Raw genomic sequence first — 25,292 nt, 5'->3', positions numbered from 1 at the left:
GTCGGATGGGCGCTATTTCGAACGACTTTTACCCATTAAAGGAGCGAGACATCGCATGAGCAATAAGGCTGTTATCAACACCAGCAAAGCCCCCGCTGCCATTGGCCCTTACTCCCAGGCTATTAAAGCGGGTAACACGGTCTATCTCTCCGGGCAGATCCCACTTGACCCCGCGACCATGGCGATTGTGTCTGAGGATTTTGAAGCTCAGGCACGCCAAGTCTTCACCAATCTGCAAGCAGTGTGTGAAGAAGCGGCGGGCTCGTTGAGCGATATCGTGAAGCTGAATCTGTATTTGGTCGACTTGGATAACTTTGCGATTGTTAACCAAGTCATGGAGGAGTTCTTCACCGCTCCTTTCCCCGCTCGCGCCGCTGTTGGCGTGAAAGCACTGCCCAAAGGCAGCCAGGTGGAAGCGGAAGCGGTGATGGTGATTGGCGATTAACCTAATCCGTTAGACCTTGTTCACCTCTAGGAATCCGCCCTCTTTGAGCACTTGTGAATAGCCTTCGCGGTAGCTGGGGAAGCGGAACTGATAACCAGTGCTCAATATGCGCTGGTTATCGCAGCGCTTGCTGGTCCGGCGGCGCAAAGGGGACTGCATGGTCTCGGTCGCTTCTACTTTCAACTGCTTGGCAAGCCACATCATCACGTTATGCATGGTGACCGGCTCACAATCGCTGCCCAGGTAGATATCGGCCAACGCTTCTCCGCTCTCCTGATAACGAATTAGGTGGGCAATAATGCCAGCACAGTCGTCACGGTGAATGCGGTTGGAGTAAACCACGGGGGTGATCGCCGCCACACGACCTTCAGCCACCTGATGTATTAGACGATCACGCCCTGGGCCGTAAATGCCGGAAAAACGAATCACCGTGCCGGGCAATGAATGGTTGATCAGTGCCTGCTCTGCTTCGCACATCAGCGTGCCAGAGAAGCTCGTTGAATCGGGAGGCGTCTCCTCGTTAACGACTTCGCCTTCCTGCTGGCCATGTACGCTGGTGGAAGAGACGAAAAATACCCGACGCGGCGGCTTTTCGTGCTGCTCCATCACACTCAGCACGCGCTTTAACCCTTCCGGGTAGGCGCTTTGGTAAGCACTCTCTTCGAAACGGTCAGCGCTGACGGTATAAACCACATAGTCGGCTTGGGGCAGGCTTTTGGCGTCGGCGTCTTCAAGACCGTTTAAATCCAGCTTTAACGCTTTAATGCCGGTTCCCTTTAAGGCTTCGACATTGCGACGTAAGCCAATGACCTGGTGCCCTTCCTCAAGCAACTCGCGCCCTAGGTTGATCCCAATATCACCACAGCCGATAATCAGTACGGTTAGCTTCACCGTGCTCACTCCTCTTGATTAATATTCCCTATTAGATGCAAAGTCTCTACCAACGATGACATTGAACCATGACATTGTCGGGTGAGAAGACCGGCGGCAGAGCTTGCTTGTCCTTTTCCATCCCGTTGACTGTCATGATGCTAGGTCTTGCATACACATCTTATGTTCATACAAATCCTAGTCACGAGCTGCTACGAGAGGATGCCATTGGCACCGCTATGACTTTAACAGAACTTCGCTACATCGTAACCCTTGCCCAGGAGCGTCACTTTGGCCGCGCAGCTGAACGCTGCCACGTTTCGCAGCCGACGCTCTCGGTGGCGGTAAAAAAGCTGGAGGAGGAGCTTGAGACACCGCTATTTGAGCGCTCTAAGTCCACCGTTCAAGTGACTCCTCTGGGTGAAAAAATCGTTGCCCAGGCTCAGCGTGTGTTGGAACAGAGCACGCTGATTTTTGAGCTGGCCAGTACCGGCAAAGATCAGTTGGCCAACCCGCTACGCATTGGGGCGATATACACCATTGGCCCCTATCTGTTTCCTCACTTGGTGCCTGCGTTGGCCAACGCAGCCCCGCAAATGCCACTGTATATTGAAGAAGGAATGACCGGTACTCTGCGCGCCAAGTTAAGAAGCGGTGAGCTGGATGTGATTATTGTGGCCTTGCCATTTACTGAAACCGATGTGGTCACCAAGGCGATCTACGACGAGGATTTTGAAGTGTTAATGCCTGCCAATCACCCTTGGGTTGAACGGGAGGCGATCAATAAAGAGGACTTGCTGGAAGAGCGCCTGCTGCTGCTGGGTGAGGGCCACTGCTTCCGGGACCAGATTCTGGAAGCCTGTCCGGCCATTACTCAAAAGCTCAATAGTCCTAACAACACGCTGATTGCAGAAGGGGGCTCGCTGGAAACCATTCGCCATATGGTCGCTTCGCGGCTGGGTATTACCATTCTGCCGCAGTCGGCGCTGGGCACCAACCAGTATGAGAATGCCATGCTGGTGAGTCGACCGTTTGTGGCGCCAGCGCCATCGCGAACCGTTGCGATTGCCTGGCGAGCGAGCTTTCCCCGGCCCAAAGCCATTGAGGCGCTGATTCAGGCGATCAGCCACTGTCAGCAGCCTACTCAGGCAGTGAAAAGCACCCCATGAGCGATCTCTCCGCGCCCATTACGGCGCTGAAAGGCGTGGGCGAAGCGCTGGCGCTAAAGCTTGGTCGGTTGGGGATCGAGCGCGTTAGCGACCTACTGTTTCACCTGCCGCTGCGCTATCAGGACCGCACGCGGCTTACGCCCATCGGCCTGCTGCGTGCCGGGCAAGAAGCGGTCGTCGAGGGGGAAGTGACCGCCTGCGACGTCGTCAAAGGGCGCCGCCGTAGCCTGCTGGTGAGGCTCCGCGATAGCAGCGGTATTTTGAGCCTGCGCTTTTTTCACTTCTCTCCTGCTCAGCAGCAACAGCTGCGTCCCGGCGCCACGGTGAGAGCCTTTGGTGAAGCGCGGGCCGGCGCCACCGGTTTAGAGATCTATCATCCCGAATATCGCCAGAGTGGCGGCAGTGAAACCCCGGTGGAAGAGTACTTCACGCCTATTTATCCCACCACCGAAGGGCTCAACCAACTGCGGCTACGCGCTTTGGCTCAGCAGGCGCTCGGGCTGCTGGACAACGCCCCCGAAGCGTTGCCAGACGTAATTCCCGATGCCCTTCTACAGCGCTTTCAGCTACCGGGCCTCCACGCCAGCTTGCACTTGCTGCACCAACCGCCACCCGATGTGAATATAGAGCAGTTAACCAGCGGCCAACATCCGGCCACGCGGCGGCTGGCGCTGGAAGAGCTGCTCGCTCACCAATTAAGCCTGCGCGAGGTGCGCCTGCGCATTCAGGCGGATGGCGCTCCCACGCTTCCCTCCGGGCGCAGCCTGCAGGCGCGCTTTCTGTCCCAACTACCGTTTGCCTTAACCGGTGCCCAACGGCGGGTGCTCGAGGAGATCGGCCACGACCTGAGTCGCCCCGCGCCGATGCTGCGCTTGATCCAGGGCGATGTGGGATCGGGTAAAACCGTTGTCGCCGCCATGGCCGCGCTGTGCGCCCTGGCAGGCAACTGTCAGGCAGCGATCATGGCGCCGACTGAAATACTCGCCGAGCAGCATTACCGCTCGTTTAAAGCCTGGTTTGAGCCGCTGGGTATCGAAGTGGCGTGGCTGGCCGGCAAGCTTAAAGGCAAAGCGCGGCTGGATGCCAAGGCAGCGATAGCCGACGGCCGCGCGCGTATGGTGGTGGGCACCCACGCTCTGTTTCAAGATGACGTGCACTTTGAGTGTTTAGGGCTGGCGATTATTGACGAGCAGCACCGCTTTGGCGTGCATCAGCGCCTGGCATTGCGCGAGAAAGGCGAAGCGGGCGGGCTAACCCCGCACCAACTGATCATGACCGCCACGCCGATTCCCCGCACTTTGGCCATGAGCGCCTACGCGGATCTGGATGTCTCGGTGATTGACGAGCTGCCCCCTGGCCGTACGCCGGTGAAAACCGTGGTGGTGCCCGATGAGCGTCGCCCCGAAGTGGTTGAGCGTATTCGGCTCGCCTGCAGCGAAGGCCGTCAGGCGTACTGGGTGTGCACACTCATTGATGAGTCTGAGGTACTGCAGTGCCAGGCCGCCGAAGTGACCCGTGATGAATTGACAGCGACGTTGCCCGAGCTGGCGGTGGGCTTGGTTCACGGGCGCATGAAGTCGAGCGAGAAAGCCGAAGTAATGGCCGCGTTCAAAGCCGGTGAGTTGGATTTGCTGGTAGCGACCACGGTGATTGAAGTGGGCGTAGATGTGCCCAACGCCAGCCTGATGATTATCGAAAACCCTGAGCGGCTGGGGCTTTCCCAGCTCCACCAGTTACGTGGCCGAGTTGGGCGGGGCAGCACGGAAAGCTTCTGTGTGCTGCTCTACCACCCGCCGTTATCGAAAAGCTCTCACCAACGTTTGGCGGTCATGCGCGAAACCAACGATGGCTTCCGTATTGCGGAGAAAGATTTGGAAATCCGCGGCCCCGGCGAAGTCCTCGGTACCCGCCAAACCGGCCTGGCGCAGATGAAAATCGCCGACCTGGAACGCGATGCCGACCTTCTGGAGCGAGTGAGCGCCATGGCCCAAACGCTGCAGGGCAATCCCGACGTCACCGCCGTACTGGTACGCCGTTGGTTAGGTGAGGCCGCAGGGCGTTACGGCCAAGTGTGAACGCTAGCGCTACTTTAGGTAGACGCTTCACTACCCACCAGACGATTGGCCGCTTCACCCAGTGGGGCGAGCTGCCCGGCGATAAGGCGTAGCTGGCTCTGAATAGGGCGATAGAGAGCAATGGCTTGTTCGTCCGCTGCGGCCCCACTCTGCTCTTCTAACTGGGTTAACAGTTCAGTGGCTTGCTCCGTTAGCGCCTCAACCGGCTGGCGCTGATTTAGCTGCTCAGCGATCTGACCTAATAGCTCACCAATGCGTTTGGCAACGGGTACCAAGGTGGCGTCGTCCTCATCATCTGCCAACTGGTGGCGATGGGCACCTAGCGCCGAGAGGTGGCTAAGCAGGGTGTTGGAGAGCACCAGAAAGCGCAGGCCATTGTCCGCATCCAGTTTCCGATAATGCCCCGGCTCGTGGAGCATATTAGTCAGTAACGTGGAGAGTGCCGCGTCCGCGTTATGAGCATTACGCCGCGCCAAGCGATAGGCCAAGTCGTCCTGCTTGCCTGCTTCGTACTGGTGGATAATCTCCTCCAGGTAGCGACGGTGGTTATTCAGCGCGTTGGCGGCTTCGCGATAGAGCCTACGCCCCTGCCAGTCGGGCAGAATAAAAAATACCGCTAAGCCGGCGATCAGCGAGCCGATCAAGGTATCGAACAGGCGCGGCAATATCAGGTTATAGCCATCGCCTACCTGGTTGAAACTGCATAGCACCAGCAGCGTGATGGAGGCGGTGGCGATCACGTAGTGTTTTTCACGGTTGGCGAAGAACGACACCCCTGCGGCCACGGCGATCATGCTTTGTACCAGCGGGTGCGGAAAGAGGCTGATCGAGGCCCAGCCCACCACCAAGCCGAGTACCGTGCCCATAATCCGCTGAGATAGGAAGCGTCGCGTGGTGGCGAAGTTGGGTCGGCAGACAAACAGCGTTGTCAGCAGAATCCAAAAACCCTGTTCGGGGTCGATCCACTGCAGTAGCCCGTAACCGGTCATTAGTGCGATAGAGAGTCGCACCGCGTGACGAAAGGTGGGAGAGCCAAGGGTAAAATTCAGACGCACCCGCTTCCATGCTTCCAGCACGCTTGACGGTGAGCGGTCATAAAGTGAGCTGTCGCGCCGTTCATCGCTGACACCTGGGTTGTGGGCACTGGCGAGCTGGTTTTCCAACGTGGCCAAGTTCTCTGCTAGCGCACTTAGTGGATAAAGCAGCGGGCGCCACTCGGGCTTACCTCGGTCGCGTAAGTTCTCTATTGAAGCGTGTAAATCGGCCAGCGCCTCTTCGCTCTGCTGGTGGTCAAACGGCCGGTTGAGCAGCAGTGATTTAGCCAGTTGGCGGCAGGCGCGCCCCTGTTGATCCAGCAGCCGCTGGCAGCGAAACAGTACATCGTGGTGGAAAAAGGCTTTGCTGAGCGCGCTATACGGGTAGTGGGTCGAGCTGGCGCGTTCGTGAATATCCTGGGCGATAAAGTAGATCCGCAGGTAACGATTCAGTTTGCGGTCGCCGCGCTGGCCTTCTAAACGTCTAAAAATCATCTCTTTGGCTTGATTGAGTGCATCGACCACTTTGCCGTTCTGGCGTGCCAGCGCTAACCGACGTGCCTCTACATCAACACCACGTACGGGCTCAAACAGCGCCGATTTCAAGATCAAAAACTCGCCTAACGCCTTGTACACTCGGGCCATGCTCTGCTTTACCGGCTGGCGCGAAAATAGCGCGCACCACACTATCGAAATTAACCCGTACCATACCGCTCCTGCCAGCAGCAGTAGCTGGCGGGCGGCTACGTCCTCATCCACCCCGCCGTGCTGTTCAATATTGATCATCGAGTAAATCGACAGTATCAGTGTGCCAGAGGCTATCGTGGCGTAACGCTGGCCGATAGCGCCGAGCATAATCAAGGTAAAAGTCGAAATCCCCAGACCAATAGCAAATAGCCATGGCCAGGGAAACAGCCACTGAACAATAAAGGACGCCGACGTAAAACAGGCCAGCGTGACCAGCAGGGCTTGAAAGCGACCTTGCCAGCTGTCGTCCGTTTCCGACAGTGCGCAGGCGATAATGCCCAGAAATAGCGGAATAACCAGTGCGACATCGCCCGATAGGCCGCTGAACAGCAACGCGCCGCTGAACGCTATAAAAACGCGCAGACTGTAGGCGAATTTATCGAGAGTCCAAAGGCGCCGCAGGGGCAAAGAAATGGGCATAGAAGCTCTTATCGGTAATTATTAGACTTTAGTATAATGCAGTAATAGAGAGGGTTACAGTGCCCGATGTCGCTACTTACTTCAACGATTGGCATGGGACGCTTTAGCAGTGCCATACGTAGTTCTCACCCCCCACAATAATAGAGTGTTCTAAAAAATAGCGCACTAAAGCCCTATGATTGAAACGGTAACCTTTCGATACTCGGAGTGACACTAAAAAAACAGGGACACTTCAATGGATCTCAAGCTACTGCTGGACTGGCGTCTCCACCTGACGGTGATTGTGACGTCGATGTTTGCCGAGTGGATAGGTATTGTGCGCATTCCACTCGGGCCGGGAACACTACTATTACTCCCTTTGCTTTACGCCTTTATCATCGGCGTTATCTTCAACCCCCACCTTTTTTCGGCCATGGGCAAGGTGATACCCAAGCCGGTCAGCAATGCGGCAGGCCCGATTATCCTGATTGCTATTTTGCCGTTTATTGCCAAGTTCGGTTCTACCATCGGGCCCGCGATTGAGCAGATTATCGCCGCTGGCCCCGCGCTGATACTCCAGGAACTGGGCAATCTCGGCACTATGCTCATAGCGCTACCCTTTGCTGTCGTAGTTCTCAAAATGGGGCGTGAAGCGATCGGTGCGACTTACTCTATCGCCCGCGAACCCAATATTGCCATTATTTCAGACCGTTACGGGCTGAGAAGCCCTGAAGGTATCGGCATTATGGGCGTTTACGTAGTGGGCACTATGTTCGGCACGCTCTACTTCGCCTTAATGGCGGGCTATATCGCCTCGCTGGATATTCTCGATATCCGTGCTCTGGCCATGGCCTGTGGGGTAGGCAGTGGCAGTATGGTGGCGGCGTGCTCGGCAGCCTTAGCCGAAGCGGTACCGGCCTCTAAAGACGAGCTGCTCGCCTTTGCAGGGGCAAGTAATTTGCTCACTTACGCAACCGGTTTGTATGTTTCGCTGTTTATTGCGTTACCGGTGACCGAGTGGATGTATACGCGCCTGAAAGGCTCTCGCCAGGAGGTTAGCCATGAAAACTCATGAGAATACGGTGGATCAGTTCGATGCCGAAGCGCTCAAAGAGCTGCGCCCTGAAAACCAGTTAGGTAAAACGGCGCTGGTGCTAGCGGCGGTGTGTGTAGCGGCATGGTTCAGTAATGTGGTTAACGGCTCACCATTGTTAGATGCGCTGCCCGGCATGCTGATTCTGTATGTCATGGTCATTATTGGCTTGGTCATCGGGCGCGTATGCCCTTTTTACCTGCCCAGCGTGGCTTGGGTATCGTTGATTAGCATTATCGCAACACTACCGTTCTTCCCGGGTAATGGCTGGATCATCGCACGGCTGGCGGAGGTGGATTTCTTGGCGGTGGTCACGCCGGTATTGGCCTACGCAGGGCTGGCACTGACCGGGCGTGAGTTTGCCATGTTTAAGCAAACCGGTTGGAAGCTGGTGATCGTGGCCTTACTGGTATTCACCGGCACCTTTATCGGCTCTGCTGTTGTCGCTCACATAATGCTTTAAGGATAAGACGATGACTGCCCCAGTCAATTTACCGGATTGCGAAATATTAGAAGCGTGGCGACACGACTTCCACCAGCACCCTGAAACGGCGTTTGAGGAACACCGCACCAGTGCACGTATTGCGGCACTGCTGACTGAGTGGGGCTTTGAGGTCACCACCGGGATTGCCGGCACGGGTGTGGTAGCCGCCCTGGATGGTCAACAGGGTCAGGGTAAAACCATCGGCCTGCGGGCCGATATTGACGCCCTGGATATTCGTGAAGAAACACAGCTGGACTACGCGTCGCAAACGCCTGGAAAAATGCACGCCTGTGGCCACGATGGCCACACGACCATGCTGCTGGGTGCCGCCTGGGCGTTAAAGCAGCAGCCGGACTTCAAAGGCCGGGTGGTATTTATCTTTCAACCCGCCGAAGAGAGTGCAGGTGGTGGGCGAGTGATGGTCGAAGAGGGCCTGTTTGAGCGGTTTCCCATGGATGCCGTGTACGGCCTGCATAATTGGCCCGGCCTGCCGGTAGGTGAGGCAGCGGTGCATGACACCGATGTGATGGCGGCTTTCGATATTTTCACCTTAAAGCTGATTGGCAAGGGATGCCACGCCGCGATGCCACACTTGGGCATCGATACGGTGCTGGCAAGCTGTCAACTGATCAGCCAGTTGCAAGGCTTGGTGAGCCGTGAAACGCCACCGGACAAGTCGGCGGTGCTGAGTATTACCAGCATTCACGCCGGGGATACCTTCAATGTGATTCCCGAGCAGGTCGAGCTACGCGGCACGCTGCGCTGCTTTGATATGGCGCTTAAGGAGCATTTGGAAGCGCGCTTTAAGCAGGCGATTGGCAGTTTGGCAGAGTTTCACGGCTTAGCCGTTGAGCTGGATTACCAGCGCTGCTACCCGGCGACTATTAATACACCGGAACATGCCCAGCAATGCGCCACGGTGCTGGAAGACTTGCTCGGCAGCGACAACGTCAAGCGTAACCCGCCCCCAAGCATGGCCTCTGAAGATTTTTCGTTCCTACTTGCTGAGCGTCCAGGCGCCTATATCTGGATGGGCAACGGCGAAGATTCCGCTTCGCTGCATAACCCCCGCTATGACTTCAACGATGCATTGTTGCCGTTGGGCGCGCGCTACTGGGTGAAGCTGGTAAGAGCACTGCTCGTCTAAATCGCCACCTTTTCCTCAACGACAAGCGTTATTCGCTCTCTGATGCCCACTGGGTAGGGGAGTGTCTACGCCAAAAATCAACACCGAACGCGGCGTCTCGTTACCAAAAAAGCGCTGTAGGGAGTTCTAGTATGTCTTTAACCATTACCGTTATCGGGCTGGGGCAGATGGGCGGCAATATGGCGCTCACCCTCCAAGCAGCAGGGTTTGAAGTCACCGGCAGCGATGTGTTTGAGCAAGCGCGGTCGCGTTTAGCGGCTCAGGGCCTGGCGGTGGTAACGCCCGATGCGCTGCCCGCTAGCGATGTGTATCTGCTTTCGCTACCCACCTCTGCTCATGTCCGTGAGGTGATTGAGCAATCCCCTGGCTTACTCACTCTGGCGCCGAAAGGCAGTGTGATTGTCGATACCTCCACCAGCGATCCTGCCGTTAGTCGAGTATTAGCCGAAAAAGTAACCGCAGCGGGTCTTCATTGGCTGGACGCCCCCGTCAGCGGCGGCCCCAAAGGCGCTGCCAGTGGCAAACTGGGTATGTTGTTAGGTGGCGATGAAAGCACTATCGAGCGGGTATTGCCGATGCTGGAAGCGATGTCAGCTAAGCGCACCCATGTGGGCGGCCCTGGCAGCGGCCATGTAGTGAAACTTGCCAATAACTACCTGTGTGCCGCGCACTTGTTAACCACCTCCGAAGCCGTGGCAATGGCTGCCAAAGCCGGTGTGGATCCCGCCGCCTGTTTGGCGGGCATCAATAGTGGTTCCGGGCGCAGCGCCATTAGCGAGGTGAACTTCCCCGAGTGGGTGCTGAGCGAGCGCTTCGATTCTGGTTTTACTTCCGGCTTGATGCGTAAGGATCTGCGCCTGGCGCGGGATGCCGCTGATCAATTGGATATTCCCTTACCGCTGCTGCAAGCCGTGGTCGATGCCTGGCACGCGAACCCCGAACAGCCAGCTGATAGCGATGACTTTAACCATATCACCACGCCGATATTAGCGCGTGGCAGCCAAGTGGAGGGCAACCAATGAACTCACTTAGCCAACATGCCTGTGTCCATCTTGCTGAACTGCTTGAAGGTTTCGGCTTAGCCGCTGCCACGCCTTTAAGTAATTGGATTGATGGCGGGTTAGTCGCAGGAGAGGGTGAGGAAATCACCCTGAGCAATCCGGCCACCGGCGAAGCCCTGGTGAGCTATCGCGATGCGGGTGCAGCGCTGATTGAGCGTGCTACTCAAGCGGCTGCGCATGGGCAACGTGAATGGATGGCGTTAACCGCCAGTGAGCGTGGGCGACGCATGAATGCGGCCCTGCGAGGGCTAGAGGGCCATGAAGAAGCGCTGGCGCAGTTGGAAAGCGTCGTTGCCGGTAAGCCGATTCGCGACTGCCGCGCTGAAGTGGGCAAGGTGCGTGAGATGTTCGAGTACTACGCGGGCTGGTGCGACAAGCAGCACGGCGAAGTGATTCCAGTGCCGACCTCGCACCTTAACTATGTACGCCATGTGCCTTATGGCGTGGTGGGGCAAATTACCCCTTGGAACGCGCCGATGTTTACCTGTGCCTGGCAGCTGGCCCCGGCTATTGCGGCGGGCAACGGCGTAGTATTGAAGCCTTCTGAACTGACCCCCTTCTCATCGGTGGTGATTGCCAAGCTGCTTGAAGGCTCTGGAAAGCTCGGTCAAGGGCTTCCTAAAGGGCTGATCAATATCGTCAACGGGCTGGGCAAGTCGACTGGCGCCGCGCTGACCGATCACCCCACCATCAGCAAGCTGGTATTCGTGGGCTCTCCCCAGAGTGGCCGTATGATTGCCGAAGCGGGCGCACGCCGGTTGGTGCCCAGCGTGTTAGAGCTGGGGGGCAAATCTGCCAATATCGTCTTTGCCGATGCCAAGCTGGACGAAGCCGTCGCCGGTGCCCAAGCGGCCATTTTTGCCGCCGCAGGGCAGAGCTGTGTGGCGGGCTCACGGCTGTTGATTGAGCGCTCGGTGTTTGAGCAGGTCACCAGCCGTTTGGCCCGGGCCGCGGAACAGATTGCGGTCGGCCTTCCCAGTGATGAAGCGACGCGCATGGGGCCTTTGCAGAATCGCCGTCAATTTGAGCAGGTTACCCGGATGATTGAGGCCGCCGAAGCGGCAGGTGCGAGAGTGTTAACGGGTGGCAAGCGTCCCGAAGGACTGCCAGACGGGGCCCACGGCTATTTTATCGCCCCTACCGTGCTGGTCGATGTCACGCCAGAGATGGAGATCGCTCAGCAAGAAGTGTTTGGTCCGGTGCTGATCGCCATGGCCTTTGAGGACGAAGCCGAAGCCATTCAGCTCGCCAACGAAACTCGCTTTGGTTTGGCTGGCGCCGTTTGGAGTCAGGATGTAGCGCGGGCGCATCGTGTGGCTGGGCAACTGCGTGCGGGCACGGTATGGATCAATAGCTACAAGGCGATCAGCGTGATGTCGCCGTTTGGTGGCTTTGGCGATAGCGGCTTCGGCCGCTCCAGTGGTTTGGACGGCCTGCGCGAATACACGGTAGCGCAAAGCGTCTGGGTGGAAACCGCGCCAGAGGCTAGCGTCGCGTTTGGCTACGGTAGCGGCGTTGGGTGATTGTCCTATGGCACCTGACGATATTGATCTAACCAGCTGGGGCGCTTCGCTCCAGCATCGTGAGGAGGTACTGCTATGAGCTTTGGCATTGATCACCCTTTAATCGCGGTAGCCGATTTAGATGTAGCGGCCGAGCGTGCGGCAGCATTGGGTTTTACCCTCAACCCGCGCCACAGTCACCCCTGGGGTACCGATAACCACCTGCTTTTTTTACACAATAATTTCATTGAATTGATTGGCATTGCACATCCGGAGCTAACGACTTATCGGGATAGCAACGGCTTTCAATTTGCAAAAGTGGTGGAAGATCGTTTAGCCGTTGGCGAGGGGATCGCCATGGTGGCATTAGAAAGTGAAGCAATGTCGACAGATCATACGCTGTTGACGATGCGTGGTTTTGCAGCCCATTCACCTATTGAGTTTCGCCGTATGGCGCATCTTGCCAGTGGTGATGTAGAAGTGGGCGTCGCGCTAAATATTCTGCATAACCCTGTGCAGCCTTTTCTTACTCAGTTCTTATGTCAGCAATTACGTCCTGATCTGTTTCGCACCGATCCTACCCTTGAGCAGCACGCGAATACGGCAACGTCGATAACCGATGTTTGGTATGTGTCAGATAACCCTGCCCGAGACTTGGAGCACTTTCGTCGTATCCATGGTGATGAAGCGATTCAAACGCAAACGGGAGGGTTTAAAATCCACACCGATAAAGGGAATTGCCATTTATTAAGCGACTGGGCCATAGGTGAGCACTTTGAGGTGCTGGCAGGGCTTCCGTCGGTGCCCTCCAGGGCGGTGGCGCTGACAATGGCCTGTGAAGATATTGCCGTGGCGATGCGTCACTGGCAGGCGCATACGCTACCTTTTTTGCCACTGAACGCTTATGAGGCCGATATACCGCCGGAGGTACTGGGCGGCACAGTGCTACGTTTTTCTCAAACCAGCGTGTGAGAATACCCATCATGACCACGACTTCAGGTACAGGCATTCACGCAATGAGTGACCATAGTGCACTCTGGCAGGCGATTCAGTCAGCCGCTCTTGAAGCCTCCCGGTCGCAGCCGCTATTAGCGGATTTTTACCGCCATGCTGTGCTTGATCATAGCGATTTTGCGTCGGCACTTGCCGTTGTGATCGCTGAGACGCTCTCCTCACCCCATATTCCGTATGCAACCGCGCTGGCAGAGATACGCGCTGTGCTTGCAGAATATCCGCTGATCGTTGAGTCCGCACTGGGTGATTTGCGGGTGTTACTACAAGAAGACGCTGCCATCCCAGAGCCTTTTACACCGCTGCTCTTTTTTTCCGGTTATCGAGCACTGCAGTGTCATCGCGTCAGTCATGTCTGGTGGACAACCGCTAGGAAAAGTATGGCGAGCTATCTCCAGTTTCGCTGTAGCTGTACATTCAGCGTGGATATTCATCCTGCGGCGCGTATTGGCAAAGATATCTTTATCGACCATGGAGCTGGCATTGTGATTGGCGAAACCGCCGTCGTGGAAGATGGTGTCACCCTTTTTCAGGGCGTCACATTAGGGGGAACGGGTAAGCTTGATGGTGATCGTCACCCCAAAATTAGGCGGAATGCTTTTTTGGGTGCAAACGCCGTTGTGCTCGGCAATATTGAGGTTGGTGAGGGCGCTCGAATAGGGGCTGGCGCTATTGTGACTAAGAGCGTTGCTGCAGGCGTCACGGTTGTTGGTTTGCCCGCATCAGCACGCTAATTCGCCACATCGCGAAAGGCCTGCATCCAACGCTGTAAATGGCGTAACAGCAGAATGCTCGCTTTTGGCTGTTGCCTGCCTACCCGCGTGACCATGTGGGCCTGGGAGCGCTGGAACAGCGGATTATCAACCGGGCGCGCCACTAGCGTACCAGCTTCCAAATCGTGTGCGACAGCAAAGGCAGGCAGCAGGGTGATGCCCATGCCGCTGCGCACATACTGTGCTAATACCACCATTGAATTGGTATTCATTGCCATGCGCGGGACTATGCGTGACTGCTGAAATGCTTGGTCGACCATTTGACGCACGCCATGGGTGGTGTCCCACATGGCCATTGGCTGATCGCTAAGCTGAGTCAGCGTGATCGGTGCCGTTTGGCTGGTCAAAGGGTGGTTGGGCGGCAGAATAGCCATGAGTGGCTGAGGAGTAGATGACCAAAAGCGCAGCTGAGGATGGGTACGCTCATGGAACATCAAACCGATATGACTGTGATCGCCGACAATGGCGTTAATTATGCCCGAGGTACCCGCGGTATGGATGTCGAGTTGGATACCCGCATAAAGCTGGATAAATTCATGCAGCGGGGAGGCGACTAAGTCGCTGACGAAACCTTCTCCTACCGTAAGGGATATTCTGCCGGTTTCCATGCGCTGGTAGGACTCAAGAGAGGCAATAAAACCTTCATCAAGGGCCCCACGACGTTCGCAGTATTCAAGCAGCATTTCACCGACCGGGGTCGGTGAAATGCCATCACGCTGACGCTCCATGAGCGTCGCTCCCAAGGCTTCTTCCAGCAACACGATCTGCCGACTGACTGCCGAGGGAGCGATATCCAAGCGCGCTGCAGCACGCCGAACCGAGCCAGACTCAAGGGTAACGCGGAAGTACACTAAGCGTTGATGAGGGATGTCCATCGATAGCTGTTATACCCCTGCTTTTTCTTGGTCTAAATATGTTTAGCCTGAATTGTTACCCTAATGCCAATCAAGAAGCGCTACAGATACTTGAGCAGTTTCTGCAGCTTATTCATATCGGCGGAGTCGCCTACTAAGCGCACATTGCCACTCATCATGCCGTCAAGAAAGGCCTGCTGGGTTGGCTTTTTGAGCACTTTTAAGGCGGTATCCTGATCACGGAAACGTAGCTCAAGGTCCAAGTCCACGGGCAGCCCTTTACCAGTGCTGATGCCTTTCGGCGTCATGCGGTAGTAGCGAGCAATGCTTAAATCTTCCGTGGCAATTCCCCAGTCCAGACCGCGCATACGCTCTAGCTGTTCACGAAAGCGCGGTTTGCGGCGCAGGGCGCGTTTGAGCAGTACGCCCAGCAGCCACAGCGTCAGCTTGAGCTTCATTAGGAAACGGCGTCCTTAAGTCCTTTGCCTGGCTTAAAGGCAACATTTTTGCTGGCCGGAATCTGCAGCGGAGCGCCGGTTTGCGGGTTTTTGCCGGTACGCGCTGCGCGCTCACGCACCGTAAAAGTACCAAAGCCGATCAGAGCGACATCTTCGCCTTTAGCAACGCTATTAGTGATTTCATCCAGAATAACATTCAGGACCTGGCCTGCTTTATCTTTGGACAGGTCGGCACTTTCAGCGATAGCAGCAGCGAGTTCAGGTTTGCGCATAAGGAATCTCCCTTTAGTAAACAATCGAACTTTTAATAAAGAATCGAACGTAAAGCAAATGCATGTTGTTAGGTGCGTCACCAACAATAGGTTAGCTTTTCTAGCCTAGTCGTGAACGCGACGAAAATCAGCCTAGCAGCGTAGGTGCTGCTCTGGAAAGCTCCACTTTCCTTCTCACGCAGCCCCCTGTCAACGCAAAACCAATCAAACGTCCGTCTTTATTTTCAGCTAACGCACTGATATCACCCCCTTCGCCTTCAATTCGCCACCTTTCAGGTGGGGTGGTTGGCGGGTAGGCGACGACTGGCAGCAGAGGTGTTTTAACGGTGACAGGCCAAGCGCCAAACCTGACGGGCGTTGGGGTGCCCGTAAGTGTAGCTGCCAGCGCCTTGGCGCTCGCTTGCAGCGGTTGTACATACATGGCGTTGACCCCGTCAACGCAGGCCACATCACCTAAGGCGTAAATATCAGGGTGGGACGTACGCAGTTGGCGATCCACCTCTATGCCGCGAGGCGAAACGCTGAGACCTGCAGCTTCGGCAAGTGTCGAGCGGGGGGCTAGGCCGGTTGCCATTAGTACGATGTCAGTGCTGACGATGTCGCCGTTATCCAGCTGTAGAATGGTGTTTTCATCATGGCGGAGTGCTATGGACTCAATCGATCGACCAAGGTAAAGACGGATACCTGCTTCGCTAAAGGCATTGCCTAGAGCATTTCCTAAGGGGGGCGGCAGCAACCGAGGCAGCAGGGTTCCTTCGGGGGCAATGACGCTGACGTGATGACCCCCGGCATGCAGGTCATTCGCAAATTCGCACCCCACTAGCCCGGCGCCCACAATTGCCACCCGTGCAGGGTCGTGGCCTAATGCTTGATGAAAGCGACGGTAGTCGTCTAAGTCATTGATAGTAAAGCAGCGCGAGGCCACGCTAGAGTCAATGCTGAAGGGCAGCCGTGGTGCAGCGCCAGTGGCTAATACTAGCGTGTCGTAGCTAAGCACTTGGTCTTCTTCAAGAAGGATTGAGCGGTTATCCACATCCAGTGCGCGAACTGGGGTGTGGATAACCACTCGGGCTTTCAATTCATTGCCAAGCTCTGTGGCACTCCGCTGTGCTAATTTATCGGGCGGCAGAGCTTTGGCAAAACCAGTAGATAGAAGAGGTTTGCTGTAGTCATCGCCGCTGTCTGCAGTCACTAGCGTCATTGAGCGTTGGTCGCCTAAGCGGCGCAAGGCGCGGGCAAGGCCAATCCCAGCCATACCAGTACCAATAATGACCAGCGCAGCGTGGGACGAAGAGAGCTCTGGTTGTGATGTGGGCATGCAGACACCAAAAAGTCGCTGAAACAAAAGCCTGTTAATGCCGCATGTTACACTAGCCGGCCCGTTTATTGCCCTGGAGAACTTGGTGACGCCTGCAGCTTTTCGGCAAACTCCCCTCTTTTCGCGCTGGCGTCCCGTTGCTGCTGCACGGCCTGCCATGAGCCCTCCCTGGTGGCAGTGGGTTGCCTCTACCGACTCATTAACCGCTCGCTTAATTGCCGCGGGTGATGAGAAACAGTTTCGGGTTCGACTGTTACGCCAGGGGGTCGGCTGGCCTCGACCTGATGAGGCTCAGCTACTTGGTATTGGCGCCAAGCGTTACGCATGGCTGCGTGAAGTCGCGCTGTGCTTAGATGAAACACCGTGGGTGGTGGCGCGGTCAGTTGCTCCGCTTACGCAGTTAAAGGGCCAGCGTTTGGAAGGATTAGGTGAGCGCTCGCTGGGTAGCTGGCTATTTCGACAACCCGGTTTAGTGCGTGGACCGGTCGAAGCTACGTCTCACCCCCCTCAGTTTGCTAGTGTAAATGGAATCGACAGTCGCTGCGCTTGGGGCCGGCGCTCAGTTTTTCATCAGGGCTATAAGCACGGTGGGTTATCGTTACTGGTTCAAGAGTATTTTTTGCGGGCGATGGCGGATGAACTTGATTTGCCGTCGCGCTAGGCTAACAGCTGCGTTTTATTTTTCGTGAGGTAAGCATGGATCGTTCACTGTTGCGGCCGAAGGGATGGTCTCGCGTAGCAGATTTTTTACAGTTGATGCGCCTGAATCGACCCATTGGCACGTGGCTGTTGATGTGGCCGACGCTTTGGGCGCTTTGGTTTGCCGCTGAAGGGGTACCAGGCCGAAATACCCTGCTGATTTTTATTGCGGGCGTTTATGTCATGCGGGCAGCCGGATGTGTGGTGAATGATTATGCAGACCGTCATTTCGACGGCCATGTGAAACGCACTAAAAGCCGTCCGCTCGCGACGGGCCGCATTAGTGAAACCGAGGCACAACTGCTGTTTATTGGGTTGGTCGCCGCGGCATTTATTTTAGTGTTACTGACCAATTGGTTTACGGTTTTACTCTCGCTGGGCGGTGTGCTGCTGGCCATTATTTACCCTTTTATGAAGCGCTATACCCACTTTCCACAGGTGGTGTTGGGGGCGGCATTCTCATGGGCGATCCCAATGGCTTTTGGCGCCGTGTTGGGCCATGTGCCGCTGGAAGCGTGGCTGCTTTTCGGTGCAAATGTGCTGTGGACGGTGGCCTACGATACCCAGTACGCCATGGTCGATCGCGACGATGATATAAAAATTGGTATTAAATCGACGGCTGTGTTGTTTGGTAGGGCAGATCGCTTAATGATTGGTTTGCTGCAGGTGTCCACGCTGATGCTGTTGGCATGGGTTGGGTGGCGAGTCGGTTTAGGTGGATTTTTCTGGTTGGGGCTTGTCGCCATGGCAGCGACTTTTCTCCACCAACAGCGGTTGATTCACCACCGTGAGCGAGATGCCTGCTTCCAGGCGTTTCTCAATAATCATTGGTCGGGTTTACTGATTTTTGCCGGTATTGCGCTAAGTTGGTGGCCGGTGGCGGGTCAATAGAAGCCATTGTCATGTAATTGTCATCAAGTCATGGTGTTATCGTCACTGACATGTCATTGAATTGTTTTTCTTTGAGCTAGTTTTCTTCGAGCTAATTCTTTTTGAACACCGTGAGGCTCTGGTATGACCGCCAAGACCGTTCTGATTGTCGATGATGAGTCGTCGATTCGCGAAATGATCGCGGTCGCGCTGGAAATGGCTGACTATCGCGTGCTCGAAGCAGATAACGCCCAGGATGCTCATGCCATGGTCGTCGACCACCAACCGGATTTATTGCTGCTTGACTGGATGATGCCCGGCACCAGCGGTATTGAGCTAGCTAGGCGCTTAAAGCGCGAAGAAGCCACGGCTGAAATGCCCATTATTATGCTGACCGCTAAAGGCGAAGAGGATAATAAGATTCAAGGGCTTGAAGCCGGTGCAGATGACTATATCACCAAGCCATTTTCTCCCCGAGAATTAGTGGCACGGCTAAAAGCGGTGCTGCGTCGTGCGACGCCACGTGGCGTTGAGGACCCGATTGAGATTAATGGCCTGCTGCTGGATCCGGTAAGCCACCGGGTAAGTGCTCACGGCAAAGCGCTTGAAATGGGTCCAACAGAGTATCGGTTGCTGCAGTTTTTTATGACCCATCAAGAGCGCGCTTACACGCGTAGCCAACTGCTTGACCAAGTATGGGGTGGCAACGTGTATGTCGAGGAGCGCACGGTCGATGTGCATATTCGTCGCTTGCGCAAAGCGTTGGGTGATGTGCATCAAAATCTGATTCAAACGGTTCGGGGCACCGGATACCGTTTCTCTGCACGGGTGTAAATGTGCGCCTATGGAGCCGTGAACTGTGGCGACTAGCGTGGTTGGCCACGCTAGGAACTTGTCTGGGCTGGTTATTGGGCTCAGCAGGGCTAGGGCTTGCGGCAGGGCTTGGGGTATGTCTGTTTTATCATTTGCGGCAACTACGCGAACTTTATTTGTGGCTGACTCTTCACCCTCACGACGAGCCGCCTGCCGCTCGTGGCATGTGGGGCGAGTTGTTTGATCGTTTATACCGCTATCAGAAAAGCCAACGTATAACGCAAAGCAGGCTGCGCTCTACTTTAGCGCGTATTCAAGAGTCGTCAGAAGCGATGCGCGACAGTGTGGTCATGCTTGATCGCCACGGTGATTTAGAGTGGTGGAATAGCGCCGCCACCGCCATGTTGGGGTTACAAACTGCCCATGATCGGGGCCAACACATTACCAATCTGCTGCGCGATCCAAGTTTTATTAGTTACTTCAATGCGCGCAACTATAGTGAACCTCTAACGCTAACCTCACCCATTGATGAGCGCCGCATCTTGCAGTATCAAATCACCCTCTATGGTGACGATGAGCGGCTAGTAATGGCACGAGATATCACCCGCTTGCATCGCCTTGAGCAGATGCGGCGTGATTTTGTCGCCAATGTTTCCCACGAGCTACGCACTCCTCTAACGGTACTTTCCGGTTATTTAGAAACCTATAGCGATATCGCTGATCAGCTCCCCCCGCGACTTGGTAAAAGTATTCACCAAATGCAGGAGCAGACACAGCGAATGCAGAACTTGGTCAACGATTTACTGCTGCTCTCGCGCTTGGAAATCGATCAGGGCGGTAAAGACCATCACCCGTTGCCCCTGGGCCCTTTACTGCAAAGCATCTGTGCTGATGCGCTGGCGTTGTCGCATCAGCGGCATACTATTACTGTCGCACTCGAAAGCGATGCACGTCTGCTGGGTAGTGAGCAGGAGATTCGTAGCGCCATTTCTAACCTCGCTTTCAATGCCGTTCGCTATACGCCAGCAGGTAGCCACATCACATTGCGCTGGAAAGCTAGTGCGACAGGCGGCGGCTGTATTGATGTGGAAGACAATGGTGAAGGTATCGATCCCGTTCATATTCCCCGGCTAACCGAGCGTTTTTACCGTGTCGATAAAGGCCGCAGTACCACTACGGGTGGCACAGGTTTAGGCTTAGCCATTGTTAAGCACGTATTGTTACGCCATGACGCGCAATTACAGATTGAATCCCATCCCGGTAAAGGCGCGCTATTCCGCTGTTCATTTCCCGCCTCTCGCCTTCTAGCGCCCAGTCAGTAACTTCGATGCACAATTCTTGTAGAGGTGTGCAATATTGGCATGCAAGATTGGTAAAACTTTGCTCATGTGCCATTTTTACACAGTATTTAACCTTGTCTAACGCTTATAATAGCTCTATATAATATATATTGTATTTATTTAAGTTGTTGATTTTTATGTTTTTAATATTTTATTTAGTCTTTCTGGCATACCCAATGCAAGTTATGAGATAGGAAAGATGACCGCAGGAAATGCTGGCTTGAAAATAAGCCTTTCTTTCTTAACCAAGCGGTATTAAACAGCGATCAGAGGTGGAATATGATGTCCAAGGATTTTCTCAAGAAAGCTGGTATTTTAGGTGTTTCTCTTGGCCTGATGGCAAGCCCATTAGCGTTTGCACAAACAGATGAAAACTCTGCAATTGATGAGAACCAGGGTATCACGGCAGACGAGCAGCCGATGGAGAGCCATTCTCAAGATTCAGCATCTGATGATTATGAAAAAGAAGATTTGACTACCGATCACGGTACTCAGGGTCCAGATACAGTTGAAGATCCAGAATCAATGGATACGGGTAGTGATGACGAAAACTCTCCCGAAGAAGTTGTTAAAGAAAACAGCGCTAGTTAATCTTTTTTAGATTTTAAGATATCTAGGAATACTTCCTCATTGGATGATGAAGTCAACAACGGGATGTTGTAAAAGTAAGGATGCTGTTTGATTCATGGATGAATCGATAGGAAATTAAAACGTTAGTCAGGGTAAATTCCAAGGTTGGAGACCCGCACAAGGACTGGAAGCTAACGTTAGTTATTACCTATAGCCTATTCAGATATCAGGCCCCGCTTTGGCGGGGCCTAATTTTTGCTGTCTGTTTTATACAGATTCCAGCTACTTCAATTTGCTACCTACCTACCTACCTACCTACCTACCTACCTACCTACCTACCTACCTACCTACCTACCTACCTACCTACCTACCTACCTACCTACCTACCTACCTACCTACCTACCTACCTACCTACCTACCTACCTACCTACCTACCTACCTACCTACCTACCTACCTACCTACCTACCTACCTATTTGTTTGTGCATATTTCTGTCTACTTCTTACCAATCGTCGTTAACACCACCTACTAATTTGGATTGTATAGACAGGGTTGGGTAATTTCTTTAATGCTGCGCGCTAACTTAAATATTTGCGCAGTGTGTCAAAAAGGCACAGACAATTTTGCGCATGTGCCATTTGTGCGCATGTGTTTATCGTGCTTTTGTTTTTAGTGGCTTATTATTGCGCGCAACCTATATTGTATAAGCTGCTGATTTAACGCATTTTAAATTTATATTGCGCTGGTTGGCATCGTATATGCTCTAACTAATCAGTGAAGCAACCGCGGTAAGAAGCAAGCACTAAGCTTTTCTTACTTCACTCAGCGGGATTAATCAGTCATTCGGAGTAAATACTATGTTTAACGTACTTGTTAAAAAAACAGCCATCTTGGGCCTATCACTTGGTTTGCTAGCTAGCCCATTGGCATTTGCCAACATTTCAATCGAAGCTAATCAAGATTTGACCGTTGACGATGAGCCGATTCAAGCCCAGTCACACCGTACGAACGAGCAAGCTGACTTCAGCCCATCCGATCTGATGTACGACGAAGGTGATCGTCCTAATGTTATCAAGTCAGAATCTAGCCGTACTAGCGTTCAAGCGGACTACACCGCAAAAGATTTAACGCATGACGTAGGCGACGGAAACGTTTGGTAACAAAAAGTTGCAATTTTGTAGAAATATATTACGATTGAAGTGTGAGCTATTCATGCAAATGCATGTCACACCGATAGGGATGCAGATCGATTCAAGGAGTGAATCAATCGACAATCAGAGCGCTGGTCAGGGTTAAAATCCAAGGTTGGAGCCCCTCAAAAGGAAAGGAAGCTAGCGTTAGTCATTGTCCAGATATTGTGTCCTTAGACCCCGCTTAGGCGGGGTCTGATTTTTTGCGACTTTCAAAACTCCCTCTTTAGATGCTCTCTCCTTGTATCGCGATCCACCAGCCCGCCCGGATACGATGTTTCAGACGACGGTCTAGGAGTTGATAAAACGCCACATGTGTTGTTAATGCACAATTATTTTTGGCAAAAAAAGATTGTTAAAGATTTTTTGGTGCGCAATTTATTTTTAATAAGCTTTTGATTTGTAAATATTTATAAATATTTTTATTTTTTTGGCATCCAGTGTGCAGCTCCAATGCGTATAGTTAGAGTGAAACCTATAGCCGCAATGAAGCAATGCCATCCTGGTTGCCTTTACTATTAATGAGCGGTACACAGCAGTAATGAGGAGAATGTTATGTTATTAAAAGAAATGAGCAAAAAAGTCGCTATTCTAGGTATTTCTTTTGGCTTAATCGCTAGCCCGTTGGCTATGGCGAACTCATCAATTGAGTTGAACAAAGATCGCTCAGCTGGGCAGGGCGTCATCGATAAACCACAATCTTCGTCCGGGGATACTCAGCAACCCGCTACTCGCGACTTGACGCGTGATGATGGCGATAGTCTGGATTTTTCTCCCTCTAGCAGCGCTTCTGATTCAGGGGAGAGAGCAAACCGAGGTGCCAATATTAGTCCTGATGATTTAACCCGTGATGAAGGTGATAGCACCGATTGGTAAGTAAGCGTCACATGGCCACTGTTAATACTCAAAAACCCCGCTTAAGCGGGGTTTTTGGGTTTATATAGAGCAAAACGGCTGTTAATGGTGGTGATGCCCATCCGCGGCTTCGCTGCCTTCCTGGGCGCTTTGTACCCAGACTTCAATCTCCACATCACCGTGTTCGGCAAAGGTAAGCGTCATGGGAAACCGATCACCTTCTGTTAACGGGTCGGTTAGGCCGATCAGCATTAAGTGGAAGCCACCACCAGGACGCATGGTGTAGGTGTCTTCAGCCCCAATATGAAGTTCGTCTACATGACGCATCTGCATTATGTCGCCATCCATATGCATATCGTGAAGCTCCACGTTGCTGCTCATGGGGCTGCTTGCGCCAATAAGGGTAACGGGGGCTGAAAAGGCGGTAATATCGACGTAGGCGGCGCCATTGGTTGCACTAGGGGGAGTAGGAATCGCGAAGGGGTGTGCGATTCGCATGGCGTCTGTCTGGATGTCATGGGCGAGTGCCGCCGACATCATAGTGCCCATTAAGAGTACGCTACTAAACCAAGCCATTGGTTTTAACATGCCGTTATTCCTTTGTTATTGATAGACGATATTGATAGACCCGCTAAAACGTAAAGGTAGCAAAGTGGCGTGGCCTAGTTAATAAGCACCTACTGCGGCGTGATGCCACGCGCCCCATTACATGCATCTCTATAGTGGTCATCCCAAAGGAGTACGGCCCCTGCTACTGCGCCAGGAATAAGAAAGAGATTGGCCAGTGGGATCCAGGTGATAAGCGTCACTAACCCTCCGAAACTGAGGCTTTGCCACCAGCGTTTCGAGAGTCGTTGGCGCATATCGGCAAACGAGACCTTATTGTTATCCATTGGGTAGTCTAGGTAAGTGATGGCCATGATCCAGGCTGAGAAGAGCGCCCATAATAGTGGCGCCACTAAATTCAGCCCTGGGATCCAGCTAATCACAAAAAGTGCGACTGCCCGAGGCAGGATATAGGCGAGCTTAACAAACTCGCGACCAATGGCATCAATGGCTGTTTTAGTAAGGTTACGGTCATCAACCGGTTCACGGCCAGTCAATTGAGTCTCGACCTTAGCGGCCAAAAAACCATAAAACGGCGCTGCGATTAGGCTGGTCACCAGCGTGAAGGTAAAAAACACCACCACTAACAAGCTGACCACAAAAACAGGCCAGATAAGCCACGATAACCAATCAAGCCAGGTTGGCACCATGTTCATCCAGTGCGCCAACCAGCCATCGAAGCGGTTAAGCACAAAGCTGAACATGCTGACGTAGACAATCAAGTTAACCAAAATGGGTAGAAAAATGTAGCGGCGCATGCCCGGTTGATACACGCAGCGTGTACCTCGGCTAAGCGCAGTGACAGCATCCAGCATGTTGGGGGAGCTCCTTATGATTCAAACGTCCAGGCCGCATAGCGGCCTGGACGTATTGCAGGAGCAAACCCCTTTCAGGTCAAGACTTTTTTAGTACCTGCGGATCCAGGGTGTCAGTGTCACTATGGCGGATATCTAGCCCTTTAACGAGATAGACCACGTACTCAGCAAGGTTGTCGGCGTGGTCGCCAACCCTCTCCAGTGCACGCAGCACCCACATGATGCTGAGCACTGAGGTAATGCAGCGCGAGTCTTCCATCATGAAGGTCATTAACGAGCGCATGGCGCTGCTGTACTCGTCGTCGACCAGTTCATCTTCACGCACCACTGCCATGGCAAGGTCGGTATCAAAGCGGGCAAAGGCGGTTAGCGCATCGCGGAGCATTTTACGCACATGCTCGCTGATGTGGCGCACCTCTACTAAACCACGGACATTGCTGGAATTTTCGCTTAGTAGCAGTGCGTTTCGGGCAATTTTGCTGGCCTCATCACCAATGCGCTCAAGGTCAGAGGTAGCGCGGATGACGGCGAGAACTAAGCGTAGGTCGGATGCTGCGGGCTGGCGCCGTGCCAGTACCCGGGTGCATTCGTCGTCAATTTGCAGCTGCAGATCGTTGACCTGACGATCATTGTCGCGCACTTGTTCAGCCAGGCGGGTGTCGCCTTCCAGAAGCGCAAAGACGGCATCCTGCACTTGCTTCTCTACCAGACCGCCCATGGCCATCAGGTGGGTTTTTAGCTCTTCCAGCTCCTGGTTGAACTGGCGAGAGATATGCTGGCTGTGAGAGTCGCTAGTAATATCCATGGAGCACTCCTGACGTT

General features: G+C 54.0%; 27 protein-coding genes. 18 read left to right on the top strand and 9 right to left on the bottom strand.

Annotation, left to right across the window (positions count from 1 at the left end):
• Positions 1 to 55: 55 nt before the first annotated feature.
• Positions 56 to 445 (top strand): RidA family protein, encoded by a 390-nt coding sequence (locus tag AC5TBW_RS19265; RefSeq protein ID WP_022521094.1) that lies wholly within the window; start codon positions 56 to 58, stop codon positions 443 to 445.
• Positions 446 to 454: 9 nt separating this feature from the next.
• Here the strand turns inward: AC5TBW_RS19265 and AC5TBW_RS19260 are convergent, their stop codons facing one another.
• Positions 455 to 1,336 (bottom strand): SDR family oxidoreductase, encoded by an 882-nt coding sequence (locus AC5TBW_RS19260; protein WP_495510092.1) that lies wholly within the window; start codon positions 1,334 to 1,336, stop codon positions 455 to 457.
• Between the two features lie 218 nt (positions 1,337 to 1,554).
• Here AC5TBW_RS19260 and AC5TBW_RS19255 point away from each other — a divergent pair, with 218 nt between their 5' ends.
• The gene (locus AC5TBW_RS19255; RefSeq protein ID WP_495510091.1) at positions 1,555 to 2,484 is read left to right on the top strand and encodes a hydrogen peroxide-inducible genes activator; all 930 of its coding nucleotides are present in this window, start codon (positions 1,555 to 1,557) and stop codon (positions 2,482 to 2,484) included.
• Complete coding sequence (gene recG / locus AC5TBW_RS19250) at positions 2,481 to 4,559, top strand: ATP-dependent DNA helicase RecG (RefSeq protein ID WP_495510090.1); 2,079 nt, start codon at positions 2,481 to 2,483, stop codon at positions 4,557 to 4,559. The genes AC5TBW_RS19255 and recG overlap by 4 nt, the downstream gene beginning before the upstream one ends.
• 14 nt (positions 4,560 to 4,573) lie before the next feature.
• On the opposite strand, the gene yccS is transcribed toward recG, so the two are convergent.
• The gene (gene yccS, locus AC5TBW_RS19245; RefSeq protein ID WP_495510089.1) at positions 4,574 to 6,760 is read right to left on the bottom strand and encodes a YccS family putative transporter; all 2,187 of its coding nucleotides are present in this window, start codon (positions 6,758 to 6,760) and stop codon (positions 4,574 to 4,576) included.
• A 235-nt stretch (positions 6,761 to 6,995) separates the two neighbouring features.
• Between yccS and AC5TBW_RS19240 the strand changes: the two genes are divergently transcribed.
• From AC5TBW_RS19240 to epsC, 7 genes are all read left to right on the top strand, one after another.
• Positions 6,996 to 7,814: a DUF3100 domain-containing protein gene (locus AC5TBW_RS19240; RefSeq protein ID WP_495510088.1), complete on the top strand. Its 819-nt coding sequence runs from the start codon at positions 6,996 to 6,998 to the stop codon at positions 7,812 to 7,814.
• Positions 7,801 to 8,295, top strand: coding sequence for a hypothetical protein (locus tag AC5TBW_RS19235; RefSeq protein ID WP_495510087.1), 495 nt, complete (start codon positions 7,801 to 7,803; stop codon positions 8,293 to 8,295). The genes AC5TBW_RS19240 and AC5TBW_RS19235 overlap by 14 nt, the downstream gene beginning before the upstream one ends.
• Before the next feature lie 10 nt (positions 8,296 to 8,305).
• On the top strand, positions 8,306 to 9,463 hold the full coding sequence (locus AC5TBW_RS19230) for a M20 aminoacylase family protein (RefSeq protein WP_495510086.1): 1,158 nt from the start codon (positions 8,306 to 8,308) through the stop codon (positions 9,461 to 9,463).
• Positions 9,406 to 10,485 (top strand): NAD(P)-dependent oxidoreductase, encoded by a 1,080-nt coding sequence (locus AC5TBW_RS19225; RefSeq protein ID WP_495511993.1) that lies wholly within the window; start codon positions 9,406 to 9,408, stop codon positions 10,483 to 10,485. The genes AC5TBW_RS19230 and AC5TBW_RS19225 overlap by 58 nt, the downstream gene beginning before the upstream one ends.
• The gene (locus AC5TBW_RS19220) at positions 10,482 to 12,047 is read left to right on the top strand and encodes an aldehyde dehydrogenase family protein (protein WP_495510085.1); all 1,566 of its coding nucleotides are present in this window, start codon (positions 10,482 to 10,484) and stop codon (positions 12,045 to 12,047) included. The genes AC5TBW_RS19225 and AC5TBW_RS19220 overlap by 4 nt, the downstream gene beginning before the upstream one ends.
• Positions 12,048 to 12,122: 75 nt before the next feature.
• Positions 12,123 to 12,998: a VOC family protein gene (locus AC5TBW_RS19215; RefSeq protein WP_495510084.1), complete on the top strand. Its 876-nt coding sequence runs from the start codon at positions 12,123 to 12,125 to the stop codon at positions 12,996 to 12,998.
• A gap of 11 nt (positions 12,999 to 13,009) precedes the next feature.
• On the top strand, positions 13,010 to 13,771 hold the full coding sequence (epsC, locus tag AC5TBW_RS19210) for a serine O-acetyltransferase EpsC (RefSeq protein WP_495510083.1): 762 nt from the start codon (positions 13,010 to 13,012) through the stop codon (positions 13,769 to 13,771).
• Here epsC and AC5TBW_RS19205 read toward each other — a convergent pair.
• The 4 genes from AC5TBW_RS19205 to AC5TBW_RS19190 form a co-directional block, all read right to left on the bottom strand.
• Positions 13,768 to 14,685 (bottom strand): LysR family transcriptional regulator, encoded by a 918-nt coding sequence (locus tag AC5TBW_RS19205; RefSeq protein ID WP_495510082.1) that lies wholly within the window; start codon positions 14,683 to 14,685, stop codon positions 13,768 to 13,770. The two genes, epsC and AC5TBW_RS19205, sit on opposite strands and share 4 nt — an antisense overlap.
• Before the next feature lie 80 nt (positions 14,686 to 14,765).
• Positions 14,766 to 15,122 carry a hypothetical protein gene (locus AC5TBW_RS19200; protein WP_495510081.1) on the bottom strand — a complete coding sequence of 119 codons (357 nt, stop codon included), beginning with the start codon at positions 15,120 to 15,122 and terminating at the stop codon, positions 14,766 to 14,768.
• Positions 15,122 to 15,394, bottom strand: a complete 273-nt coding sequence (locus AC5TBW_RS19195) for an HU family DNA-binding protein (RefSeq protein WP_007112276.1) — start codon at positions 15,392 to 15,394, stop codon at positions 15,122 to 15,124. Before AC5TBW_RS19195 ends, AC5TBW_RS19200 begins: the two co-directional genes overlap by 1 nt.
• Before the next feature lie 127 nt (positions 15,395 to 15,521).
• Positions 15,522 to 16,712 (bottom strand): NAD(P)/FAD-dependent oxidoreductase, encoded by a 1,191-nt coding sequence (locus AC5TBW_RS19190; protein WP_495510080.1) that lies wholly within the window; start codon positions 16,710 to 16,712, stop codon positions 15,522 to 15,524.
• Positions 16,713 to 16,749: 37 nt separating this feature from the next.
• On the opposite strand from AC5TBW_RS19190, the gene AC5TBW_RS19185 reads away from it, so the two are divergent.
• The 8 genes from AC5TBW_RS19185 (at position 16,750) to AC5TBW_RS19150 (ending at position 23,070) form a co-directional block, all read left to right on the top strand.
• The gene (locus AC5TBW_RS19185) at positions 16,750 to 17,373 is read left to right on the top strand and encodes a chorismate--pyruvate lyase family protein (RefSeq protein WP_495510079.1); all 624 of its coding nucleotides are present in this window, start codon (positions 16,750 to 16,752) and stop codon (positions 17,371 to 17,373) included.
• Between the two features lie 35 nt (positions 17,374 to 17,408).
• Entirely contained in the window at positions 17,409 to 18,302 is an 894-nt protein-coding gene (ubiA, locus tag AC5TBW_RS19180; RefSeq protein ID WP_495510078.1) for a 4-hydroxybenzoate octaprenyltransferase, read from the top strand.
• Between the two features lie 123 nt (positions 18,303 to 18,425).
• Positions 18,426 to 19,115: a phosphate regulon transcriptional regulator PhoB gene (gene phoB / locus AC5TBW_RS19175; protein WP_495510077.1), complete on the top strand. Its 690-nt coding sequence runs from the start codon at positions 18,426 to 18,428 to the stop codon at positions 19,113 to 19,115.
• Positions 19,116 to 19,117: 2 nt separating this feature from the next.
• The gene (gene phoR, locus AC5TBW_RS19170; RefSeq protein ID WP_495510076.1) at positions 19,118 to 20,416 is read left to right on the top strand and encodes a phosphate regulon sensor histidine kinase PhoR; all 1,299 of its coding nucleotides are present in this window, start codon (positions 19,118 to 19,120) and stop codon (positions 20,414 to 20,416) included.
• Between the two features lie 300 nt (positions 20,417 to 20,716).
• Positions 20,717 to 21,025: a hypothetical protein gene (locus AC5TBW_RS19165; protein ID WP_495510075.1), complete on the top strand. Its 309-nt coding sequence runs from the start codon at positions 20,717 to 20,719 to the stop codon at positions 21,023 to 21,025.
• Positions 21,026 to 21,242: 217 nt separating this feature from the next.
• Entirely contained in the window at positions 21,243 to 21,536 is a 294-nt protein-coding gene (locus AC5TBW_RS19160) for a hypothetical protein (protein WP_495510074.1), read from the top strand.
• A 325-nt stretch (positions 21,537 to 21,861) separates the two neighbouring features.
• Complete coding sequence (locus AC5TBW_RS19155) at positions 21,862 to 22,164, top strand: hypothetical protein (protein ID WP_495510073.1); 303 nt, start codon at positions 21,862 to 21,864, stop codon at positions 22,162 to 22,164.
• Between the two features lie 585 nt (positions 22,165 to 22,749).
• On the top strand, positions 22,750 to 23,070 hold the full coding sequence (locus AC5TBW_RS19150) for a hypothetical protein (RefSeq protein WP_495510072.1): 321 nt from the start codon (positions 22,750 to 22,752) through the stop codon (positions 23,068 to 23,070).
• 81 nt (positions 23,071 to 23,151) lie between these two features.
• Here AC5TBW_RS19150 and AC5TBW_RS19145 read toward each other — a convergent pair whose 3' ends face one another.
• From AC5TBW_RS19145 to phoU, 3 genes are all read right to left on the bottom strand, one after another.
• On the bottom strand, positions 23,152 to 23,637 hold the full coding sequence (locus AC5TBW_RS19145) for a copper chaperone PCu(A)C (RefSeq protein WP_495510071.1): 486 nt from the start codon (positions 23,635 to 23,637) through the stop codon (positions 23,152 to 23,154).
• A gap of 89 nt (positions 23,638 to 23,726) precedes the next feature.
• Positions 23,727 to 24,470: a sulfate transporter CysZ gene (cysZ, locus tag AC5TBW_RS19140; protein ID WP_495510070.1), complete on the bottom strand. Its 744-nt coding sequence runs from the start codon at positions 24,468 to 24,470 to the stop codon at positions 23,727 to 23,729.
• A gap of 79 nt (positions 24,471 to 24,549) precedes the next feature.
• A complete protein-coding gene (gene phoU, locus AC5TBW_RS19135) occupies positions 24,550 to 25,275 on the bottom strand; it encodes a phosphate signaling complex protein PhoU (protein ID WP_495510069.1) in 726 nt (241 codons plus the stop codon).
• Positions 25,276 to 25,292 lie beyond the last annotated feature (17 nt).

The sequence above is a fragment of the Vreelandella sp. ssv genome, from assembly GCF_059448525.1.
The sequence above is the reverse complement of the archived record's forward strand: the minus strand, read 5'-3'. Positions and strand labels throughout refer to the sequence as shown.

Bases quoted from the DNA above. Each gene is read 5' to 3' on its own strand.
- AC5TBW_RS19155 (WP_495510073.1), top strand. From the start codon at position 21,862: ATGTTTAACGTACTTGTTAAAAAAACAGCCATCTTGGGCCTATCACTT.
- AC5TBW_RS19185 (WP_495510079.1), top strand. From the start codon at position 16,750: ATGCCGCATGTTACACTAGCCGGCCCGTTTATTGCCCTGGAGAACTTG.
- AC5TBW_RS19190 (WP_495510080.1), bottom strand. From the start codon at position 16,712: ATGCCCACATCACAACCAGAGCTCTCTTCGTCCCACGCTGCGCTGGTC.
- AC5TBW_RS19240 (WP_495510088.1), top strand. From the start codon at position 6,996: ATGGATCTCAAGCTACTGCTGGACTGGCGTCTCCACCTGACGGTGATT.
- yccS (WP_495510089.1), bottom strand. From the start codon at position 6,760: ATGCCCATTTCTTTGCCCCTGCGGCGCCTTTGGACTCTCGATAAATTC.
- AC5TBW_RS19145 (WP_495510071.1), bottom strand. From the start codon at position 23,637: ATGTTAAAACCAATGGCTTGGTTTAGTAGCGTACTCTTAATGGGCACT.
- phoU (WP_495510069.1), bottom strand. From the start codon at position 25,275: ATGGATATTACTAGCGACTCTCACAGCCAGCATATCTCTCGCCAGTTC.
- AC5TBW_RS19165 (WP_495510075.1), top strand. From the start codon at position 20,717: ATGTCCAAGGATTTTCTCAAGAAAGCTGGTATTTTAGGTGTTTCTCTT.
- recG (WP_495510090.1), top strand. From the start codon at position 2,481: ATGAGCGATCTCTCCGCGCCCATTACGGCGCTGAAAGGCGTGGGCGAA.
- AC5TBW_RS19200 (WP_495510081.1), bottom strand. From the start codon at position 15,122: ATGAAGCTCAAGCTGACGCTGTGGCTGCTGGGCGTACTGCTCAAACGC.
- AC5TBW_RS19150 (WP_495510072.1), top strand. From the start codon at position 22,750: ATGTTATTAAAAGAAATGAGCAAAAAAGTCGCTATTCTAGGTATTTCT.
- cysZ (WP_495510070.1), bottom strand. From the start codon at position 24,470: ATGCTGGATGCTGTCACTGCGCTTAGCCGAGGTACACGCTGCGTGTAT.
- phoB (WP_495510077.1), top strand. From the start codon at position 18,426: ATGACCGCCAAGACCGTTCTGATTGTCGATGATGAGTCGTCGATTCGC.
- AC5TBW_RS19255 (WP_495510091.1), top strand. From the start codon at position 1,555: ATGACTTTAACAGAACTTCGCTACATCGTAACCCTTGCCCAGGAGCGT.
- AC5TBW_RS19195 (WP_007112276.1), bottom strand. From the start codon at position 15,394: ATGCGCAAACCTGAACTCGCTGCTGCTATCGCTGAAAGTGCCGACCTG.
- epsC (WP_495510083.1), top strand. From the start codon at position 13,010: ATGACCACGACTTCAGGTACAGGCATTCACGCAATGAGTGACCATAGT.
- AC5TBW_RS19235 (WP_495510087.1), top strand. From the start codon at position 7,801: ATGAAAACTCATGAGAATACGGTGGATCAGTTCGATGCCGAAGCGCTC.
- AC5TBW_RS19205 (WP_495510082.1), bottom strand. From the start codon at position 14,685: ATGGACATCCCTCATCAACGCTTAGTGTACTTCCGCGTTACCCTTGAG.
- AC5TBW_RS19215 (WP_495510084.1), top strand. From the start codon at position 12,123: ATGAGCTTTGGCATTGATCACCCTTTAATCGCGGTAGCCGATTTAGAT.
- AC5TBW_RS19230 (WP_495510086.1), top strand. From the start codon at position 8,306: ATGACTGCCCCAGTCAATTTACCGGATTGCGAAATATTAGAAGCGTGG.
- AC5TBW_RS19265 (WP_022521094.1), top strand. From the start codon at position 56: ATGAGCAATAAGGCTGTTATCAACACCAGCAAAGCCCCCGCTGCCATT.
- ubiA (WP_495510078.1), top strand. From the start codon at position 17,409: ATGGATCGTTCACTGTTGCGGCCGAAGGGATGGTCTCGCGTAGCAGAT.
- AC5TBW_RS19220 (WP_495510085.1), top strand. From the start codon at position 10,482: ATGAACTCACTTAGCCAACATGCCTGTGTCCATCTTGCTGAACTGCTT.